Origin of the sequence: Pigmentiphaga sp., assembly GCF_019689535.1 — a bacterium.
Classification (GTDB): Bacteria; Pseudomonadota; Gammaproteobacteria; order Burkholderiales; family Burkholderiaceae_B; genus Pigmentiphaga.
In genome coordinates, this window is the sequence record NZ_JADGHH010000006.1 from 20,940 (window position 1) to 39,184 (window position 18,245).

Below are 18,245 nucleotides of genomic sequence, written 5' to 3' on the forward strand. Positions count from 1 at the left end.
ATTAATGCCGAGAGGAAGCTACAACGACTTGCTGGCCTTCATCGCCGTGGCGCGAGAACGCAGCTTCACGCGGGCGGCGGCGCGGCTCGGCGTGTCCCAGGCGGCATTGAGCTACACCATCCGCACGATGGAGGCGCGGATGGGGGTGCGGCTGTTGACCCGGACCACGCGCAGCGTCTCACCGACAGAAGCGGGCGAGCGGCTGCTGCTGAACGTCGCCCCGCGCTTCGAGGAGATCGAGGCCGAGCTGATGGCCGTGGGGGAGCTGCGGGACAAGCCGGCGGGCACCATACGGGTCACCGCGTCGGAGCACGCGGCCGAGGCCGTTCTCTGGCCCCGGCTTGCCAAGCTGCTTCCGCAGTATCCCCTGATCAACGTCGAGGTGACGGTCGAGTCCCGACTCGTCGATATCGTGGCGGAGCGGTACGACATGGGTATCCGCCTGGGTGACGAACTGCCCCGGGACATGACGGCCGTGCGTATCAGCCCCGACATGCGGGTGGCGATCGTCGGCTCGCCAGCCTATTTGGCCAAACATCCCGCACCCAGGAAACCACAGGATCTGGCCGAGCATACGTGCATCAACCTGCGCTTGATGAGCCACGGCGATCTTTACGCCTGGGAACTCAAGAAAGGCAAGCAGCAGGTCAATGTACGGGTCGAAGGGCGCTTGGTCTTCAACGGGACGCGACCGATCCTGCAAGCAGCCCTGGCTGGCTTCGGCCTCGGCTATTTGCCGGAGGACATGGCGCAGCCTTACATCGCCAAGGGTCGGCTTGAACGGGTGCTGGAGGACTGGTCTCCGGCTTTCCCCGGCTACCACCTCTACTATCCGAGCCGCCGGCATCCCTCCCGTGCGATGGCTGTGCTGATCGAAGCGTTGCGCCATCCGGCCAAGAGGAAATAAAGCATGGCCCGTGAGTCGTTCAACGACATCCTTTCCTTCATCCATGTCGTGCGCGAAGGCAGCTTTACCCGTGCGGCGGCATTGCTCGGCGTGACACCCTCCGCGTTGAGCCATGCCGTTCGGAGGCTGGAGGCCCGGTTGGGCGTGCGACTGCTGACGCACACTACGCGCCGCCTTTCCACTACCGAGGAAGGCGAGCGCCTGTTTGTCAACGTGGCGCCGCGTTTCGAGGAGATCGATGCCGAATTGGCGGCGGTGGAGGAACTGCGCGACAAGCCGGCCGGAACGATCCGTATCACCTCGGCCGAGCATGCCGCCAACAGCGTGCTGTGGCCCAAGCTGTCCAAGGTTCTCCACGAATATCCCGACATCAACGTCGAGGTTTCCGTCGACTACGCGCTGTCGGATATCGTTTCCCAGCGCTACGATGCCGGCGTCCGCCTGGGCAACCAGGTGGCCAAGGACATGATCGCGGTACGTATCGGCCCGGACTTGCGCATTGCCGTCGTCGGCTCTCCTGGATACTTCGCCACGCGGCCGGTGCCTGTGACACCGCAGGACCTGACCGAGCACAACTGCATCAACCTTCGACTTCCCACGCATGGCCGGTTGTTGCCTTGGGACTTCGCCAAGGGTAAGCAGGAGGTCAAGCTCCGTGTCGATGGGCAATGGACGTTCAACAACAGCTCCTCCATCGTCAAGGCCGCGCTGGCCGACTACGGACTGGCCTTCGTTCCCGAGGACATGGTGCTGGAGCACATCGACGCTGGGCGGCTGGTCCGGGTGCTGGACGACTGGTGCGATCCCTATCCGGGATACCATCTCTACTATCCAAGCCGGCGGCAATCCTCACGGGCGATGGGCGTCATCATCGAGGCGCTGCGACACCGGGATTGAGGCGCAACCCGGCAAATGAATGGTGGGTCGAGATATTCCGGTCCAATCCCGATACCTCCTCCTGCCAAAGACAACGAGCCGCGATCAGTCACATGGCTGATTGATAAATCTGGCTCAAAAGTCCATGCGGATTAGTGGACTTAATCAAAGTCCATTACCTCCGTAGCATGTCATTCCTCTAGATGCGCAGGAGTTCAGATGAATACGTTTGGTTATGCGGCATACGGCCCCGATTCCCCGTTGGCTCCCTACACGTTCGAGCGTCGCGAGCTGCGGCCCGACGATGTAGCTCTGGAGATTCTTTACTGCGGCGTGTGCCACTCCGACCTGCACACCGCGCGCAACGACTGGGGCTGGAGCTACTACCCGATCGTGCCAGGCCACGAGATCGTCGGCCGGGTGATCGAGGTCGGTTCGGAGGTCACTCGCTACAGGGCGGGCGACCATGTGGCGGTCGGTTGCATGGTCGATTCCTGCCAGGAGTGCGACCAGTGCCAAAAGGGAGAAGAACAGTTGTGCCGCGAGGGTAACGTCCAGACCTACGGGGGGCACGATCGCATCACCGGCGAACCGACCCAAGGCGGCTACTCCAAGCACATTGTCGTGCGCGAGGCGTTCTGCCTGCGCATGCCCGAGGGACTGGATCTGTCCAAGGCCGCGCCACTGCTGTGCGCCGGCATTACCACCTACTCCCCGCTACGCACCTGGGGCGTCGGCCCCGGTAGCCGGGTCGGCGTGATCGGCTTGGGCGGCCTGGGCCACATGGCGGTCAAGCTGGCCGTGGGCCTTGGCGCCGACGTGACCGTGCTCAGCCGCAGTTCCAACAAGGAAGCCGATGCGCTGGCGCTGGGCGCCGACCGCCTGCTCCTGTCCTCCGATCCCGAAGCGATGGGCAAGGCCGCCAGTGGCTTCGACCTGATCATCGACACGGTTCCGGTCAAGCACGGCCTCGATCCCTACCTGCCGCTGCTCGACGTGGATGGCACTCTGGTCATCGTCGGCCAGGTCGGCCCGATGGACGAAGCCAGCACCGTGCCGCTACTGCTCGGTCGCCGCCGGGTCGCCGGCTCGCCGATCGGCGGCATCCGCGAGACCCAGGAACTGCTCGACTTCTGCGCCAAGAAGAACATCCTGCCGGACTGCGAAATGATCCGCATGGATCAGATCAACGAGGCCTTCGAGCGCATGGAAAAGGCGGATGTGCGCTATCGCTTCGTGATCGACATGGCCTCGTTGTCCCCGGAAGAGGCTTGATCTTCGAGTGCCCATGGGTACCTCCGCCGCAATGACGTCCCGCCGGTCTCCTCCGGTCAGCGCTTCCGCTCCCGACCATGCGGGCGCGGGCGATACCGTGATTGGGCGCGGCAACGAATTGCGCCTGCTACTCATCCTCAGTGCGCTGATGTCGTTCGCGTCCGTCTCCACGGACATGTACTTGCCGGCGCTGCCGACGATCGGCCGCGCCCTGCACACGAGCGAGGCCAGTATCGAACTGACCTTCTCCGCGTTCCTGGTCGGTTTCAGTCTGGGCCAGTTGCTGTGGGGACCGATCAGCGACCGCTACGGGCGGCGTCTCCCCATCGCCGTGGGCCTGGTGCTGTTCACCATCGGCTCCGCGGGCTGCGCCCTGTCGGCCACGGTCATGCAGATGATGGCCTGGCGCGTCGTGCAGGCGCTGGGGGCCTGTGTGGGGCCGGTGCTCTCGCGGGCCATGGTGCGTGATCTCTATGGCCGCGAACAGTCGGCCCGGATGTTGTCGACGCTGATCCTGATCATGGGCGTTGCGCCCCTGGTCGGGCCGCTGCTCGGCGGGCAGATCCTCGCGTTCTGGTCCTGGCAGGGAATCTTCTGGACGCTGGCCGGCGTCGGCGTATTGACCCTGGCCTCGCTGCTGGCGCTGCCGGAAAGCCTGCCGCCTTCGCGCCGCTCGGCCATGCCGTTGCGGCATACGTTCGCCAGCTATTGGGAACTGTTGGGGGATGTGCGGTTGATGGGCTATGCGCTCTCCGGCGGCTTCTTCTACGCGGGGGCCTATGCCTTCATCGTCGGCACGCCCTTCGTCTACATCGAGTACTACCACGTCTCGCCGCAGGCCTATGGCTGGCTGTTCGGCCTGAACATCCTCGGCATGATGGTCGCCAACCTCGTCAACCGCCGCTTGCTGACGCACTTCGGAAGCGAGCGCCTGTTCCACATCGGAACCCGGATTCTTGCAGTGACAGGGGTTGTCCTGGCGATCAATGCACGATTCGGCTGGGGCGGCTTGCCCGGCCTGGTGATCCCGATCTTCCTCTACATGTCGATGAACGGACTCATCGTGGCCAATTCGGTCGCCGGGGCGCTGTCCGCGTTCCCGCACAAGGCCGGTTCGGCGTCCTCGCTGCTCGGGGCGATGCACTACGGCAGCGGTATTCTCACCGCGGCGATGCTGGGATGGTTCTCGGACGGAACGCCGTGGACGATGGCCTGGATCATGGGCCTGACTGGCCTCGGCAGCCTGGCGACTTCCTTGATTTCCACCCGCATTCGCAGGCGCCGACAGGAGTGACGAAGACCATGAAACGCTTTTCCTCATTGATCCCCGCGTTGTTGTTTGCCTCCTCCTTCCAGGCGAGTGCGCAGAGTTCGGTGCCGGACACCCCGGCCGCGCGGCAGGCTCGGGAAACCGCGCCGCAACTGTTCGCCTACACGCAGGACGTGCTGTTCGGCGACGTGTGGAAGCGCAAGGAACTCGCGCCGCGCGACCGCAGCCTGGTCACGCTGTCCTCGCTGCTGGCGAACGGCCAGAGCGCCCAGATGACCTCGCACATCAACCTGGCGCTGGATCATGGCGTGAAGCCGAGCGAGATCATCGGGCTCATCACCCAGCTGGCCTTCTACACCGGCTGGCCGAACGCGATGAGCGCAGTCGGCGTCGCGCGCGAGGTCTTCGTGAAGCGCGGGATCGATCCCGAGCAGTACCGTGCCGCCTCGGAGGCGCTACTGCCGGTCGACGCGGCCGCCGAGGCCAAGCGCGCGTCGACGGTCAAGGAAAACGTCGCGCCGACTGCGCCGCAACTGGCGCGATACACCGACGAGGTGCTGTTCGCCGACCTGTGGCGACGGCCGGACCTGGCGCCGCGCGACCGCAGCCTGGTAACGGTGGCAGCGCTGATCGCACGCGGCCAGCTCGACCAGGTTCCCTACCATCTGAATCGGGCCATGGACAACGGCCTGACCCAGACACAGGCCGCCGAAGCCGTCACCCATCTGGCTTTCTATGCCGGATGGCCGCGTGCCATGTCGGCCCTGCCGGTTCTGCAATCCGTGTTTGCGGAGAGGAAATGACCCCATGACGAGGAGCGCCCGCATGCAATCGAGAATCTTGACGCGATTCCTGTCCGCCGTGGCCGGCATTGTCGCGCTTGCCACCGGAACGGTGGCCCTGGCGACCGAGACCGGCAAGCCGGCCCCTCTGGTGATCCAGGAACAAGGCAGCTTCGCCGCCGGCGGCAAGGTCGCCACCGCACCGGGCACCTTCGACCCGCGCAAGCCGATGGAGCCGGCCGGCCAGACCTACCACGGCGACCACGCCTACGCCTTCTACCAAATCCCGGTGAACGCGCGGAAGCTGCCGATCGTCATGTGGCATGGCGCCGGGCAGTTCTCCAAGACCTGGGAGACCACGGCCGATGGCCGCGAGGGTTTCCAGAACATCTTCCTGCGCCGCCGCTTCGGCGTGTACCTGATCGACCAGCCACGCCGCGGCGACGCCGGCCGCAGCATGGTCGAAGCGACGCTCAAGCCAACGCCGGACGAGCAACTCTGGTTCAACCAGTTCCGCATCGGCCTGTGGCCGAACTACTTCGACGGCGTGCAGTTCGCCCGCGACCCGGAAACGCTCAACCAGTTCTTCCGCGCGATGACGCCGAACACCGGGCCGTTCGACATGAACGTGGTGTCCGATGGCGTCTCGGCGGTGTTCGACCGGATCGGCCCCGGCATCCTGTTCACCCACTCGCAGGGCGGCGGACCGGGCTGGCTGACCGTCATCAAGAACGACAAGGTGAAGGCCGTCGTCTCGTTCGAGCCGGGCAGCAGCTTCGTCTTCCCGGAAGGCGAGGCGCCGGAGCCGATCCCGAGCGCCTTCGACACCGTGCAGGGTGCGACCGTCCCCCTGGCGCAGTTCATGGCCCTGACGCGGATTCCGATCCTGATCTTCTACGGCGACAACATCCCCGACCAGCCGGTCGATCTGCCGGCCCAGGACAGTTGGCGGGCGCGGTTGAAGATGGCCCGGCTGTGGCGGGATACGGTCAACCGGCATGGCGGCGACGTGACCGTGGTGCATCTGCCTGAGATCGGCATCAAAGGCAACACGCACTTCCCCATGTCCGACCTGAACAACGTCCAGATCGCGGATCAGGTTTCGCGGTTCCTTGCGGAGAAGAAGCTGGATTGACCTGCCTGCGCAGACGCGCCGCGGCGCGCGGGCACGACCCTCGACAAGAGAAAACAGGAGTTAGCTATGAGCAATGAAGAGATCAACGAAAAACGACGCGAGTTCCTCGGCGCCGCCGCGCTCGCCATTCCCGCGGCACTAATTGGAGTTCCAGCCATGACCACTACCACTACCGCATACGCAGCCGACTACCGGAAGAACCCGTTCACCCTGGTGTACGACGGCGCGATCACCAAGAACGAGCCGGGCAAGGTAAACATCCACCCGGTCAACTACGACCTCAACGGTCTGAATATCGTGGCCAACGTCTACACGCCGGCCAACTACGACCCGAGCAAGAAGTATGCGGCGGTCGTCATCGCGCACCCCAACGGTGGGGTGAAGGAGCAGACGGCGGGCCTCTATGCCCAGCATCTGGCCGAACGGGGCTACATCACCATTGCGATGGATGCCGCCTATCAGGGAGGCAGCGGCGGCGAGCCGCGCAGCGTGGACAAGCCCCAGTTCCGCATCGAGGACATCCACGGTGCGGCGGACTTCATCACCGGCTATCCCGGCGTCGATGCCGCACGCCTGGGGCTGCTGGGGATCTGCGGCGGTGGCGGCTACGCGCTGGCGGCTGCCAAGACTGACAAGCGCTTCAAGGCGCTTGCGACATTGAGCATGTTCAACTCGGGGCGTGTCCGCCGCAACGGTTTCAAGGACTCGCAGTTGGACACGATCCAGCAGCGCCTGCAACAGGCGTCGGCCGCCCGTGCCCAGGAAAAGGCGGGAGGCGAAGTCCTCTATGCCGGCGATGCCAACCTGACGGATGCGCAGATCGACGCGCTGCCGTTCGACCTGTACCGGGAGGGCTACCACTACTACTGGCGGACCCACGCGCACCCGGGCTCGACCTTCAAGTACACCATGAGCAGCCTGCTGGACCTGATGCGCTGGGATGCCACCGATCAGATCGAGCTGATCGATGTGCCGCTGCTGATGATGGCCGGCAGCAAGGCCGACACCCTGTACATGACCGAGGATGCCTTCTCCAAGGCCACCGGCACGAAGGACAAGGAGCTCTTCCTCATCGAGGGCGCCACGCACATCCAGACCTACTGGGTTCCCGAGTACGTGGAAGCCGTGCTGGGCAAGCTGACCCCGTTCTACGCGAGAACGCTGTGATTCCTCATGCCGCCGTGGTCCGCCCGCCGGCCACGGTGCTCGCCGTCGGCGCGACCGGCAGCATTGGTCGCCTGGTGGTGGCCGAAGCCATCCGACAGGGTTACCAGGTGCGAGCGCTGGTCCGCGATGCGGCGAAGGCCCGTCGCGTACTGCCGCCGCAAGCGGAACTGGTCGTCGGCGAAGTCACCCAGGCCAGCTCGGTGCAGGTCGCGGTCAAGGGCGTCGATGCCATCGTGTTCACGCTGGGCGCACGCAATGCCAAGGAGGTCGACTATGGCGGCGTGCGCAATGTTCTCGCCGCCCTGGGCCAGTCCAAGCCACGCATTGCGCTGATGACCGCCATCGGCGTGACCAAGCGCGTTGATGCGCGACTGGGCGTGCTAGAAGGACACGACTGGAAGCGGCGCTCTGAACGCCTGGTGCGCGCCAGCGGATGTCGCTACACGATCGTGCGGCCCGGCTGGTTCGACTACAACGAAGCCGACCAGCATCGCTTGGTGCTGTTGCAGGGAGACACCCGCAGGGCCAGTGATCCCAGCGATGGCGTGGTGGCGCGACAGCAGATCGCCGAGATCCTGGTGCGCAGCCTGTCGACGGCCGCCGCCGAGTGCAGAACGGTCGAGCTTGTCGCCGAACAAGGGCCACCGACGCAGGACTTCGAGGCGTTGTTTGCCTCCACGCAAGCCGATTCCCCCGGATCGCTGGATGCCGTGCTCGACAAGAGCAACATGCCATTGGCCGACGAGCCCGGCTGGATCAAGGATGACTTGGCCGCCCAACTCGCCGGCCTGGTCGGACCCGGCATGTGATGCGCTAGGGATGCTCTGAACAATTCCTCGGCGACAATAGCGCAAGGTTCGACGGATGACGACGATGCAGCTGAGCTTCGGGGACGCGGAACACACGGGCAAGCGGAAGAAGACGCGACGCGAGATCTTCCTGGCGGAGATGGAGCAGGTTGTGCCGTGGAACGCATTGCTGGCGCTGATCGCACCGCACTACCCGAAGATGGGCCAGCGTGGCCGGCAACCGTACCCGCTGGCGACGATGCTGCGCATCCACTTCCTGCAGCAGTGGTACGCGCTGAGCGACCCGGGCATGGAAGAGGCGCTGTACGAGATGCCGGTGATGCGCCGCTTTGCCCGCCTGAGCGGGCTGGACACCATCCCGGACGAGACCACGATCCTCAACTTCCGCCGGCTGCTGGAGACGCATGATCTGGCGCCGCAGCTCCTGGAGCGCGTGAACGCGCACCTGGCGCGCAAGGGCCGGAGCCTGAAGGCGGGCACGATCGTGGATGCGACGATCATCGCGGCACCGAGCTCGACCAAGAACAGGGACGGCGAGCGCGACCCGGAGATGCACCAGACGAAGAAGGGCAACCAGTGGCACTTCGGGATGAAGGCGCACATTGGTGTGGACGAGGAATCGGGCCTGGTGCATCACGTGGAGTGCACGGCGGCGAACGTCAATGACGTGACACAGGTGCACAAGCTGCTGCACGGCAAGGAAGATACGATCTGCGGCGACAGCGGCTACACCGGCGCGGACAAGCGCGAGGAGCTGCAAGGCGTGGAGGCTGCGTTCTGGATCGCGGAGAAGCCATCGAAGTTGCGAGCGCTGAAGAACATGCGCGAGCGCAAATACGCCGAGCGCTGGGAGCACTTCAAGGCCAGCCTGCGGGCGAAGGTTGAGCACCCGTTCCGGGTGGTGAAGCGGCAGTTCGGTTACACCAAGGTGCGCTACCGCGGCTTGGCGAAGAACACGGCGCAGGTGCTGACGCTGTTCGCGCTGTCGAATCTGTGGATGGCGCGGCGACGTCTGTTGCTGCCGACGGGGTAAATCCGTCTGTTGGACGGGGAAACCCGTCGAAAAGCGTCAGAAACGGCGCAAAATCGATCATATCGAGGTCGACTTGGCGCCTTGACGCTGAAATCCAAGCATCAGAGCGCTTTGATCAGACCTTCCTTAGTGAACGATCCCGCCTTGGCAACCTCCGCAAAGAGTACCAATCCTTGCAATCTTTCTATCTCATTGAGCAACGCGACCTCCAACGGCGACGCTTGAAAACCCGGTTCGGAGGGTTGTCACGTGATCCTCTTCCGCTTCGCTTACCATCCGCCACCGAGGGCGAGGAAAATCTGCACGCGGTCGTCCGCCAACTGGGCCTTGGCTGCGGCCAGTGCGCTTTCGGCCGCGGCCAGCGTGCGTTCGGCATCCAGCCGATCCAGGGTCGAGGCCGCGCCGCCGATTTCGCGACGCCTGATGATGTCTAGTGACCTGCGGCTTTCCTCGCATGCGGCTTCCAGTTCACGATAGCTATCCAGGTGCCGCGCATAGGTCGCAAGCGCGCTTTCGGCTTCCTGTAGCGCTTTGAGCACCTGCGCGTCGAAGCGCGCCAGCGCCGCGCGCTCCTGGGCGCCTGCAGCGTCTATACGCGCATGCGCGAGCTGGCGGTTGGGCAGGGTCCAGGAGATCACCGGCCCCAGGCTGTAGTGAACGGCCGCATCGCCCAATATGTCGGTTCCCATCCGCGCGGTCGTACCCAGGCCGGCGCCGAAGCTGACCGATGGGTACAGCGCAGCGGTCTCCACGCCAATCTTCGCGGTCGCGGCCGCCAGTTCGCGCTCGGCCGCGCGCACGTCGGGCCGGCGCCTGAGCAGTGCCATGCCGTCGCCGACGGGTATCGGCCGTGGCAACTGCGGCGTGGCTGTACAGGCCTGCAGCGGCGGGGGAAAGTCTTCCGGGCGGCGCCCGAGCAACACCGCCAAAGCGTACAGCGCGGACTTGCGCTGCCCTTCCAGAGATGGGACGGCGGCGCGTAGCTGCGCCAGTAGCGCGCGCGAACGCGACAGATCCAGCGGGGAGTAAAGGCCGGCGGCCGCGCCGCGCGCCAATAGCGCCAGGCTCTGCTGCTGGAGTTCTACGGAACGCCGCGCAACGGCTAGACGTTCGCCCAGCGAGCAGATGTCACCATAGGCGCGCACCACTCGGGCCACCACGGTGGTACGCGCCAAGTCGAATGCGGCCGCGGTAGCCTGTAGGTTCGCCGTATTCATCTCCAGGGTGCGGCGGATGCGGCCGGCAACGTCGATCTCGTAGGAGATGCCGAAGGCGATGTCGTACTGGCCATACGCCTGACCGGCCGGCTCGACTCCCTTGTTGGAGGACTGCCCGTAGGCGATGGTCGGTGCTCCCTGCGGGGTATAGATCTGGGTCTGTACGCCGGCCTGGGCCTGGGTGGCACGCAGCACCGCCTCTGAAGTCTCGATGTTGGCGGCGGCCACGCGCAGGTCGGTATTGTGGGCGATCGCTTCGGAGACCAGCGCGTCGAGCTGGGGATCGGCATAGAGCCGCCACCAATCCGATGGTAGTTCCTGCTCCTGGTATACACGCGCATCGAAGGCGTCAAAGTCCTTCTGGAGACGTTGCGACAACTCGGCAGGCAGTTGCGGCGGCCGGTACTCCGGTCCCACGGCCGCGCAGGCTGAAAGCAGCGCGCACGTTGCCGCCAGAAGCGTCAGCAATGATCGCCGATGACCGGCCGTGGTCGTTCGGCTCATGGTACGGCGCCCTGTTGCGCGGGTGCCTCGTCGCGCTCGGCGTCCGCCTCGTCCAGCACCACGGTGGCGGTGCGACCAGCGACCAGATGTACGCCAGCAGGTACCTCGTCCAGGGCGATGCGCACCGGGATGCGCTGCGCCAGGCGCACCCAACTGAAGGTAGGATTGACGTTGGCCAGCAGCGTCCCAGCGGCGATACTGCGCTCGCGATCCTCGATGCCGGCCGAGAAGCTTTCGACGTGACCGGACAGGGCACGTGGTTCGCCCATTATCAGGATGGTGGCGCGTGAGCCCACCCGAATGCGTGAGAGCTTGGTTTCCTCGAAATAGCCGACCACGTGGTAGCTGTCCTCGTCTATCAGGGCCATGACCGGCTGACCGGCCATGGCGTAGGCGCCGGGCCGCAGCGAAAAATTGCTGACGATGCCATTGACAGGCGCCCGGACCTGCGCTCGTTCGAGGTCAATGCGCGCGCGCTCCAGCGCGGCTGCGGCCTGCTGACGCCGCCCTGCCGCCTCCCTGGCGGCTGTCATCCGGTTGTCGCGCTCCTGGGGCGCTACCACGCCGTCAAGGCTGCGGTAACGGCGGTACTCTCGTTGGGCTGCCTCGTCCTGGGCCTGGGCGGTGACCAGAGCCGCTTCCGCCGCGGCGACCGCGTTGGCGAGGCGGACCCGGTCGATGGTAAACAGCACTTGGCCTTTGTGCACGCGCTCGTTGTCGTGTACCAGCACCTCATCAACACGGCCCGACACATCGGCCGCCAGCGCAACCACGTCTGCGCGGATCTTGCCGTCGCGGGTTTGAGGGGCGTAGGTGTAATAAACGTAGATGTGCCATAGCACGACCAGTGCAAGTGCGGCCAATACGAGCGTGAGCGCCACCCTGAGCAGTCGTGCGGTCGAACGGGGAACCAGTGCCATAAAGAAGAATCAGCACTTGTCGTGCGGCGTCATGGCCATCGGGGGCTCGCGACTAGGATCGCGAAGGCCAGCCCCACCAAGACGAAGAAAACAGAAAGATCGAACAGCGTTCGATGCCAGATGTAGCGGTACAGGTTCAGTGCCGTCAGCAGGCGCGAGACCAGCATGCGGCCAAAGAAACCGATCAGCAGGCACAGCATCAGCGGAGAGAAGAACACTCCGGCCACGTCCAGCTCGCCCCTCATGGCTGGATCTCCTTCTCTGGCTGGGGCGGAAACAGCGTCAGCTTGAGCCCGATGAGGCCGCGCACCAGTGCGTCGGAGGATGATTCGGCGCGACGCGCCGCAACGGCCAATGAGGCGTCGACGACGCGAGCCAGTTCCGGCCCCGCTTCGAGCACGTCGCGTGCCAACTCCTCGCGAATCCGGCCCAGCAAGTCCTCGCACAGTCTGCGTCGCTGGCCACCCACGCCCGCCAGCGCGCGGCGTATGGTGCCGACCGCGATGCCCAGGCGCAGCCAGAACAACATCCTCGAACTGCGGTCCTGGCTACCGCCATCGGCGGTCATGCGGATTGCCATACCGGCAGCACGGTCCAGCGCCCGGTTCACGTACTGACCCAAGCTCTGCGCGTCGGCCCGCTGGGCCAGCGAGGCGATGTCGCGCTTCTCCAATTTGACGAAGCGCTCGCGCAGGTGAGCCGGCCCCATGTGGCGGATCGTCACCAGGCAGAAGTAGCCGGTCAGGATGCCCAGCAGGATCCCACTGGTCGAATCCAGAAAGAAGCCGAAATCCCACGGGGTATAGCGCGCCTGCAGGTTGATGTTGCTGAACGCCATGCCAAGCAGCAGTACGGCCAGCGGGTTGACAGCCGCCCAAGCGCCCAGCGGCAGTATCACCAGCGCAAACACCAGGGCCAGGGAAGGAAAGTCCTGCGCCAGCGGCAGCAGTCCGTAACTGATCACCGCCGCCAGCAGCATGGCGAGCACCGAGAACTTGCCGAACTCGCCGATCGCCTTGCCGGCCTGGTCGAGGTGGCCGAAGAAGCCGATCGCCACCATCCCCAGCAATGTTGCGTTGGGTCCTTGGACCCAGCCGGTCGTCCACCACAGCGTAGCGAGCGCGCCGTAGGCCAGCGCGGAGGCGAGGAACACCCTGCCGGCCATGTAGAAGTCGGGCTGCAAGGGAAACTCCGTGGTGCCGCGCACCTGTTCTATGAGCGCGGGATCCACGCGGTGGGATTGCGTCAACGCCTGGCCCAGCCGGCGCGTCTGGTTCCATAATTGCAGGACGTCCTTGACCACGCCACGCAGATTGGACTCGACCAGCGCCTGCCAGTCGCCGTCGCCTGCGACCGAGCGGTCGGAACTATCCTCTGCCAAGCCAAGGTTCCCCGCCTCCAGTCGGCGCCACGCCCGCGCCAGCCAAGCTTGCACCCTCGCGCGGCGCTCTGGCTCCAGGCTGTCGACGTGGTCCTGGATCGAGGAGAACATGGGCATCAGCCGCAGCAGCCGGTGCTGAATGGCTACCGCGCACTCCCTTTCCCACTGGCTGACCATGGGGTCATAGCGCAGTTGGCTGACCAACAGCGAAAGCGACGTCACATCGGCGATGCTCCTTTGTTGGTCATGCACGGTCGCGGCCATGGCGGAACGTCCCAGAAATACGTCCTCCATCCAGGTGTGCATGCGGGGCAGCCATACCCCTACCCGCTGGTGCAGCGCCGGCCCCAGCGAGCGCGGCGCGATCGCGCTGTCCACGATCCAGCAACAGAAGATGCCCACGCCGATCTCCAGCACGCGCGCGATTGCGGTGTCGAACATCAACTCCGGGTGATCGACGCTGGCCACGGCCACCAGGAGCAGCGTCACGCCGTACAGCTGGAACCCATAGGCTCTAGGTGTACGGTCCAGCACGGCCCAGGCGAACGCCGTGCATGCCAGAAACCCCGCGAAGGCGATGAGCAACAACGGGGCGGTATTGAACAGGCCGGCCAGGATCAATGCGCAAAGCCCGGCCGATAACGTGCCGATGAATCGGTAGACCGCTTTGGATTGGACGCCGCCGGTGGTCGGGTTCATAACCACGCAGCACGTCACGACCGACCAGTAGCTTTGTGGCAACGCCAAGTGTACCGACAGCGCGTAGGCCATCATTGCCGCCACGAATAGCTTGGCGGCGAACAGCCATTGGGCGCGTCCGAACGGCATCAGCGCTTTCTCCCGGAGATGTCCTTAAGCTGCTTGGGCACCGAAGCTATGCCCGCTGGCGCTCGACACTCGCAACACGCAGTGATCGGAGCGCCCATGCGAGGCCAGCGGGATAGGACATCCTCCCGGAAAGGCAGGGAACCAGTGCCGCGGGGAATTCATACTTTTCATACTTTACGAGTCACCCTTGCCCGGTGCGCCGACTCAAGCCATGCATGACCTGATAGCGTCAATAGAGCAATATTGATTGGAAGGCAATGATTCGGTAAGCAATGATTATAGCCAGATCCCGGGGGCATCCCGCAAGCCCAACCGGCGCCCAAACGATAGCGTCCAGGACCTAGGGATCGCTATGGGCGAGTGCTACGACTGTGACTCAAGGGCCTTTCTGCACCCTGCCTGAGAGCGCCTGTTGCCTTCTATCACCGCGAGCTGGTTTCTCCTGGCCCGAGGCCGCGGATGTCGCTATCGCTTGAACTGACCGCTCTCGAGCCCACAGCGCAGCAGCGCAGTCGGACCCCGAACCTGATTTGTCCGGATCTCGACGACGTTCCGCAACCAGGTATCTGTCGCCGCGCCGGCTAACCTAGTTTGCAATGTTCTTGACGCAGGGGAGCAAGTACATACAATTCGGAAGGCAATTATTTCAGTCGTAGTGGCCATATGAAGCAAGCGAATCGTCTCTTCGAGCTCACCAATGCATTGCAGCCTGTTAGGCGTGCGTGGATACAAGCTTGCGCGGCGGTAATGGCGGAAAACGGCTTTTCCTTTCCTATCGCCACCGCCGTCGTGCTGCTGTCACGTTTGGGCGATGGCACGCAACAAAGTGCCTTGGCCGAGGCCGCAGGCGTCAATCCCGCATCTATGTTGCGGACGCTGGATCTGGCCGAAAAGGCAGGGTTATGCGAGCGGCGAGAGGTGCCGCACAATCGACGCATCAAAGCGCTGCACCTGCTCGCACCAGGAAAGGCATTGGCGAAAAGGGTTGAAAGGCAGCTGGCGCAGTTGCGCAAGCAGCTATTGGAGGGCATTCCGCCTGAGGACATCGATACGGTAGTCAGAACGCTGCGAACTTTCGAGAAGAACATTTACGACCGTCTGAGCTAAGTTTCCGCGGGAGTTGCGGCTTTCGGGACCCCGTCTTTCGGACCGGCCGCTCATCGGAACCGGCTCCAGCAGCCGAAATGCGCAAACCGCTCGGCCTGCGAGCCAACGTGCTCGTTGGCACGTGTAGTTGGACCGCCCCTCGTTGATTAAGCGCCGTCGCTTCTATCCGCAAGGCTGCGGAACTGCGATTGCGGTACTACGCCGCCCAGTTCAGGACTGTCAAGGTGGACAGATCCTTTTTTGCCATGACACAGCGGGCCAACTCGGCGTTTTGGACAGAGCGTTCACCTGCACAGCCGTGGCGAGAACACGTCGAATCTGCGGCAACCAGATGGCCGGGCACTTGATCGCTGTTAGTTGCGCAATGCCATCTGGTTCGGCGGTGGCACGGCCGAATGGATGTCGCTGCAGTGGCACGAATGTGGTCTGGCGCGGGGCTTGTAGGGGCCAGATGAAGGATGTTGGCGCGCGACGCATCATGCCGCCGGCGGTGCGGGCACGGCCTCCAGTCGAAACGTCGGCCGGCATGCGACATACGCCGGCTACGCTCTTCCCTCTACTGCACCAGCATGGGTTCGATCGGCGTGGCCCGTGCGCTTGCTTTCGTGCATGTCCTCACAGGTCCTTGTTCGTGCCCCGGCAGGCCCTCACCCCAAAATCTCACTACGCCACCAAGCGCTTCTCGCTGAGCGTCCGGATCGGCGACCGTCGCAGGCAAGGAGGGCAGAGCTGGCTCGTCCTTGTCGGCAGGCGCCGCATCAATCGTCACCGCGCCCTCCGAACGGCGGTCGCGGCCGCCCTTCTGCTGGCTCGGCGCCTGAGCGAGGCGCAGTAGCGTGAATCACTGGGACCGGCCTGTGGGGCCTGTCCCAGGCCGCGATGTGTCTTACGTGAACTAGCCATCGAAGGCTTCAGGTGGATTCAGTGTTAATTCTTCGCAGAGGAGATGGTGTAAGCCTCCCAGCCCAGCGCGCTGCCAACCGAGAGGAAGCGGTGCGCGTCAGTTTTCGTTTTAGTGATTGCCCGCTTGCTGCGCGCCTGGCTCAGTGAGCGACAGATAGAGATTATTCGGCGGCACTTCTTCCCCGAAAACGCTATTAGGCTGATCCAGCAGGTAGCCATGCAGGCGCCGCGTCTTACGCGGCCCCATTACCGTGCAGGTCCAGATGTTCAAACCGTTGGTCTGCTTGCGATGCAACTGCAGTTTCTCGAACCGCTTCTGCACCCACTGCCAATCAGCCAGCCCGTCGCGCTTGGCCAGCGTCGCGATATGCGGATGTTCCTGAGTGTAGCGCTGAAACAGTCCCGGGCTGACTAGGTAGGCTGTATCGGCAACCGTGTGCACGAGCGCCTTGGCGTCGTTGATGATGAGCTTGCGCGAGGCGATCCCCTGCTGCAGCCATGCCATAAAATGCTCGCCGGATGGTTGCGTCGTGCAGGATGTTGACGCGGTCGAGCCGGCCGGCGTGGCCCATTCATCATCGTCAATGGGCGCCCGGTCGGTGGCGGTGTGGGCTTCTGGCTGGCGGATGTCCAAATCGTGCACTTGCACCACCATCGTTAGCAGGTCCGCCATGACGTCGGGGGGCGCCGGGTTCGACGGCGGGTTGAGGTCAGCGGTGCCGTCACCATGCACCGGTGAGGGCACACGGGCGTCTGCGCCGGTTTCGGCTACAGGCGCCGGCGAGGAAGCTGGGCTTTCGGCGTCCTGATTGTCCGGCGTCGTGTCGATCGTGACCGTGCCCGCAAACGGCGCCGGCCGCTCGCCGCTTTCCCAGATCAACGCAGGAGCCAGGCGCAGCAACGTGAATGAGTGGGACCAGTCCGTGGCGCTGCGCACGGTCGCACGCCAGATCGCCTTGCCTGCTGGCGTCGGCTGCAACAGGTCATGGTCCTGCAGCACGTTGAACATCGCGCTGTTGTTGGCCGGAATGCCGTCGATCCCCTGCGACAGCAGGTGGGCGCGCAGCTTGTCCGAGACGGTCTTGCTCACCAGCCACAGCGCATCCTGCGTCAGCCAGCCGTCCGATGCCTGGGGCTGGTTCAACTTCAGCTCTTCCTTCAACAGGTAGCGCAAGCCTTCGAGCAGCTTGCGTTGCAGCGCGTGCTTGGGCGCGGCCATCGCCTTCGCCGGGTCCCCGCCCAAAGCGTGGGCCACCGAGGCCCGGTCGGCCTGGATGACCAGTTCCCCCAGGACGCCGCCATGCTCGTATTGCCCTGCCAGCACGTACAGCAATGCCGACCACAGCAGCGGGAAGCCGCTGAGCCAGTCGAGGATGGTCGGGTCGAGTACGCGGGTATAGAGCAGTCCTGCCGCTGCGCTGTGCAAGCGGTACTCGCGCTCCGGGCGATAGCGGAAGCGGTAACGCTGCTGCAAGGGGCCGTGCCACGGATGCCAGATGCGGCCGTCGGCCAGTTCGACGTGCAGGTCGACCGCGATCTTGCCGATGTCGTGCAGCAGCGCGGCGTAGGCCGCGGCAGCGGTCCAGGCTTCGGACTGCGCGGCCTGGTCTTCGGGCGTGGTGCCACTGGGCAGCAGGTAGGACTGCCGCAGTTTCAGGGCGTAGGCGACGACCTCCAGGCCGTGATCCAGCATGCCGCCTGGATAGGCATGGTGGTGGCTCTCCGACGCAGGGAACTGCTGGACCAGCTCGGCGTAGCGTTCCAGCGGGGCCAGGTACAGCGCGGCGAACTGCTTGCGCGACAGCGACGTGCGCTGCCAGATGTGTTCCAGCAGCTTCTTCCGCCGCGGCGTCGCCAGCAGCGCCGTGGCGGACTGCGGCCGCAGCAGCCCTTTCGGGGGATCAATGGCCGGCATCGGTGGCGGACTGGTGGCGGGCGGTGTTTTTTTCCGCTGGAACAGCGAGAGCATGGCGAAGTCCTTTTGATGGGCTGGCCGGAGAGCCTTTTGGCCTTTTCGGGTAGGGCCTTTCCCCTTGACCCCGTTCCCTTGCCCCTTGCCGGCCCCTTTGGTCTTTTGGAAGCCTTTGGGTGTGTGTCTTATACACAACTCCGAGCCCACGAGACGGAGCTA

Annotated in this window: 16 protein-coding genes; 11 read left to right on the forward strand and 5 right to left on the reverse strand. The window is 64.5% G+C overall.

All coding sequences use genetic code 11. The annotated features are described in order from the left end of the window. Positions 1-4 precede the first annotated feature (4 nt). From IRZ12_RS01195 to IRZ12_RS01235, 9 genes are all read left to right on the forward strand, one after another. The gene (locus tag IRZ12_RS01195; RefSeq protein ID WP_296463231.1) at positions 5-907 is read left to right on the forward strand and encodes a LysR family transcriptional regulator; all 903 of its coding nucleotides are present in this window, start codon (positions 5-7) and stop codon (positions 905-907) included. A 3-nt stretch (positions 908-910) separates the two neighbouring features. After that, on the forward strand, positions 911-1,804 hold the full coding sequence (locus IRZ12_RS01200; RefSeq protein WP_296463233.1) for a LysR family transcriptional regulator: 894 nt from the start codon (positions 911-913) through the stop codon (positions 1,802-1,804). Between the two features lie 198 nt (positions 1,805-2,002). Then, entirely contained in the window at positions 2,003-3,058 is a 1,056-nt protein-coding gene (locus IRZ12_RS01205; RefSeq protein WP_296463235.1) for an NAD(P)-dependent alcohol dehydrogenase, read from the forward strand. A 13-nt stretch (positions 3,059-3,071) separates the two neighbouring features. Continuing rightward, positions 3,072-4,352 (forward strand): Bcr/CflA family multidrug efflux MFS transporter, encoded by a 1,281-nt coding sequence (locus IRZ12_RS01210; RefSeq protein ID WP_296463237.1) that lies wholly within the window; start codon positions 3,072-3,074, stop codon positions 4,350-4,352. A gap of 8 nt (positions 4,353-4,360) precedes the next feature. Then, positions 4,361-5,131: a carboxymuconolactone decarboxylase family protein gene (locus IRZ12_RS01215; protein WP_281915899.1), complete on the forward strand. Its 771-nt coding sequence runs from the start codon at positions 4,361-4,363 to the stop codon at positions 5,129-5,131. A gap of 22 nt (positions 5,132-5,153) precedes the next feature. After that, complete coding sequence (locus IRZ12_RS01220) at positions 5,154-6,245, forward strand: alpha/beta fold hydrolase (protein ID WP_296463242.1); 1,092 nt, start codon at positions 5,154-5,156, stop codon at positions 6,243-6,245. Positions 6,246-6,311: 66 nt separating this feature from the next. Then, positions 6,312-7,412, forward strand: a complete 1,101-nt coding sequence (locus tag IRZ12_RS01225; protein ID WP_296463244.1) for an alpha/beta hydrolase — start codon at positions 6,312-6,314, stop codon at positions 7,410-7,412. Beyond that, positions 7,409-8,221, forward strand: a complete 813-nt coding sequence (locus IRZ12_RS01230) for an SDR family oxidoreductase (protein WP_296463246.1) — start codon at positions 7,409-7,411, stop codon at positions 8,219-8,221. Before IRZ12_RS01225 ends, IRZ12_RS01230 begins: the two co-directional genes overlap by 4 nt. A gap of 64 nt (positions 8,222-8,285) precedes the next feature. Continuing rightward, positions 8,286-9,254: an IS5 family transposase gene (locus IRZ12_RS01235; protein WP_296463262.1), complete on the forward strand. Its 969-nt coding sequence runs from the start codon at positions 8,286-8,288 to the stop codon at positions 9,252-9,254. Positions 9,255-9,523: 269 nt separating this feature from the next. On the opposite strand, the gene IRZ12_RS01240 is transcribed toward IRZ12_RS01235, so the two are convergent. From IRZ12_RS01240 to IRZ12_RS01255, 4 genes are read right to left on the reverse strand one after another with little or no spacing between them, the layout of a single operon-like run. Next, entirely contained in the window at positions 9,524-10,975 is a 1,452-nt protein-coding gene (locus IRZ12_RS01240) for an efflux transporter outer membrane subunit (RefSeq protein WP_296463248.1), read from the reverse strand. Further along, complete coding sequence (locus tag IRZ12_RS01245) at positions 10,972-11,895, reverse strand: HlyD family secretion protein (RefSeq protein WP_296463250.1); 924 nt, start codon at positions 11,893-11,895, stop codon at positions 10,972-10,974. Before IRZ12_RS01245 ends, IRZ12_RS01240 begins: the two co-directional genes overlap by 4 nt. Before the next feature lie 29 nt (positions 11,896-11,924). Then, the gene (locus IRZ12_RS01250) at positions 11,925-12,140 is read right to left on the reverse strand and encodes a DUF1656 domain-containing protein (RefSeq protein WP_296463252.1); all 216 of its coding nucleotides are present in this window, start codon (positions 12,138-12,140) and stop codon (positions 11,925-11,927) included. After that, a complete protein-coding gene (locus IRZ12_RS01255) occupies positions 12,137-14,104 on the reverse strand; it encodes an FUSC family protein (RefSeq protein ID WP_296463255.1) in 1,968 nt (655 codons plus the stop codon). The genes IRZ12_RS01250 and IRZ12_RS01255 overlap by 4 nt, the downstream gene beginning before the upstream one ends. A 663-nt stretch (positions 14,105-14,767) precedes the next feature. Between IRZ12_RS01255 and IRZ12_RS01260 the strand changes: the two genes are divergently transcribed. Next, positions 14,768-15,211 carry a MarR family transcriptional regulator gene (locus IRZ12_RS01260; protein ID WP_296463256.1) on the forward strand — a complete coding sequence of 148 codons (444 nt, stop codon included), beginning with the start codon at positions 14,768-14,770 and terminating at the stop codon, positions 15,209-15,211. Positions 15,212-15,393: 182 nt separating this feature from the next. Then, entirely contained in the window at positions 15,394-15,558 is a 165-nt protein-coding gene (locus tag IRZ12_RS17535) for a DUF72 domain-containing protein (protein ID WP_367181570.1), read from the forward strand. A 665-nt stretch (positions 15,559-16,223) separates the two neighbouring features. On the opposite strand, the gene mobH is transcribed toward IRZ12_RS17535, so the two are convergent. Then, positions 16,224-18,083 (reverse strand): MobH family relaxase, encoded by a 1,860-nt coding sequence (mobH, locus tag IRZ12_RS01265; protein WP_296463258.1) that lies wholly within the window; start codon positions 18,081-18,083, stop codon positions 16,224-16,226. Positions 18,084-18,245: the final 162 nt, after the last annotated feature.

Coding starts and splice junctions, on each gene's coding strand:
- IRZ12_RS01195 (WP_296463231.1), top strand. CDS start 5: ATGCCGAGAGGAAGCTACAACGACTTGCTGGCCTTCATCGCCGTGGCG.
- IRZ12_RS01200 (WP_296463233.1), top strand. CDS start 911: ATGGCCCGTGAGTCGTTCAACGACATCCTTTCCTTCATCCATGTCGTG.
- IRZ12_RS01205 (WP_296463235.1), top strand. CDS start 2,003: ATGAATACGTTTGGTTATGCGGCATACGGCCCCGATTCCCCGTTGGCT.
- IRZ12_RS01210 (WP_296463237.1), top strand. CDS start 3,072: ATGGGTACCTCCGCCGCAATGACGTCCCGCCGGTCTCCTCCGGTCAGC.
- IRZ12_RS01215 (WP_281915899.1), top strand. CDS start 4,361: ATGAAACGCTTTTCCTCATTGATCCCCGCGTTGTTGTTTGCCTCCTCC.
- IRZ12_RS01220 (WP_296463242.1), top strand. CDS start 5,154: ATGCAATCGAGAATCTTGACGCGATTCCTGTCCGCCGTGGCCGGCATT.
- IRZ12_RS01225 (WP_296463244.1), top strand. CDS start 6,312: ATGAGCAATGAAGAGATCAACGAAAAACGACGCGAGTTCCTCGGCGCC.
- IRZ12_RS01235 (WP_296463262.1), top strand. CDS start 8,286: ATGCAGCTGAGCTTCGGGGACGCGGAACACACGGGCAAGCGGAAGAAG.
- IRZ12_RS01240 (WP_296463248.1), bottom strand. CDS start 10,975: ATGAGCCGAACGACCACGGCCGGTCATCGGCGATCATTGCTGACGCTT.
- IRZ12_RS01245 (WP_296463250.1), bottom strand. CDS start 11,895: ATGGCACTGGTTCCCCGTTCGACCGCACGACTGCTCAGGGTGGCGCTC.
- IRZ12_RS01250 (WP_296463252.1), bottom strand. CDS start 12,140: ATGAGGGGCGAGCTGGACGTGGCCGGAGTGTTCTTCTCTCCGCTGATG.
- IRZ12_RS01255 (WP_296463255.1), bottom strand. CDS start 14,104: ATGCCGTTCGGACGCGCCCAATGGCTGTTCGCCGCCAAGCTATTCGTG.
- IRZ12_RS01260 (WP_296463256.1), top strand. CDS start 14,768: ATGAAGCAAGCGAATCGTCTCTTCGAGCTCACCAATGCATTGCAGCCT.
- mobH (WP_296463258.1), bottom strand. CDS start 18,083: ATGCTCTCGCTGTTCCAGCGGAAAAAAACACCGCCCGCCACCAGTCCG.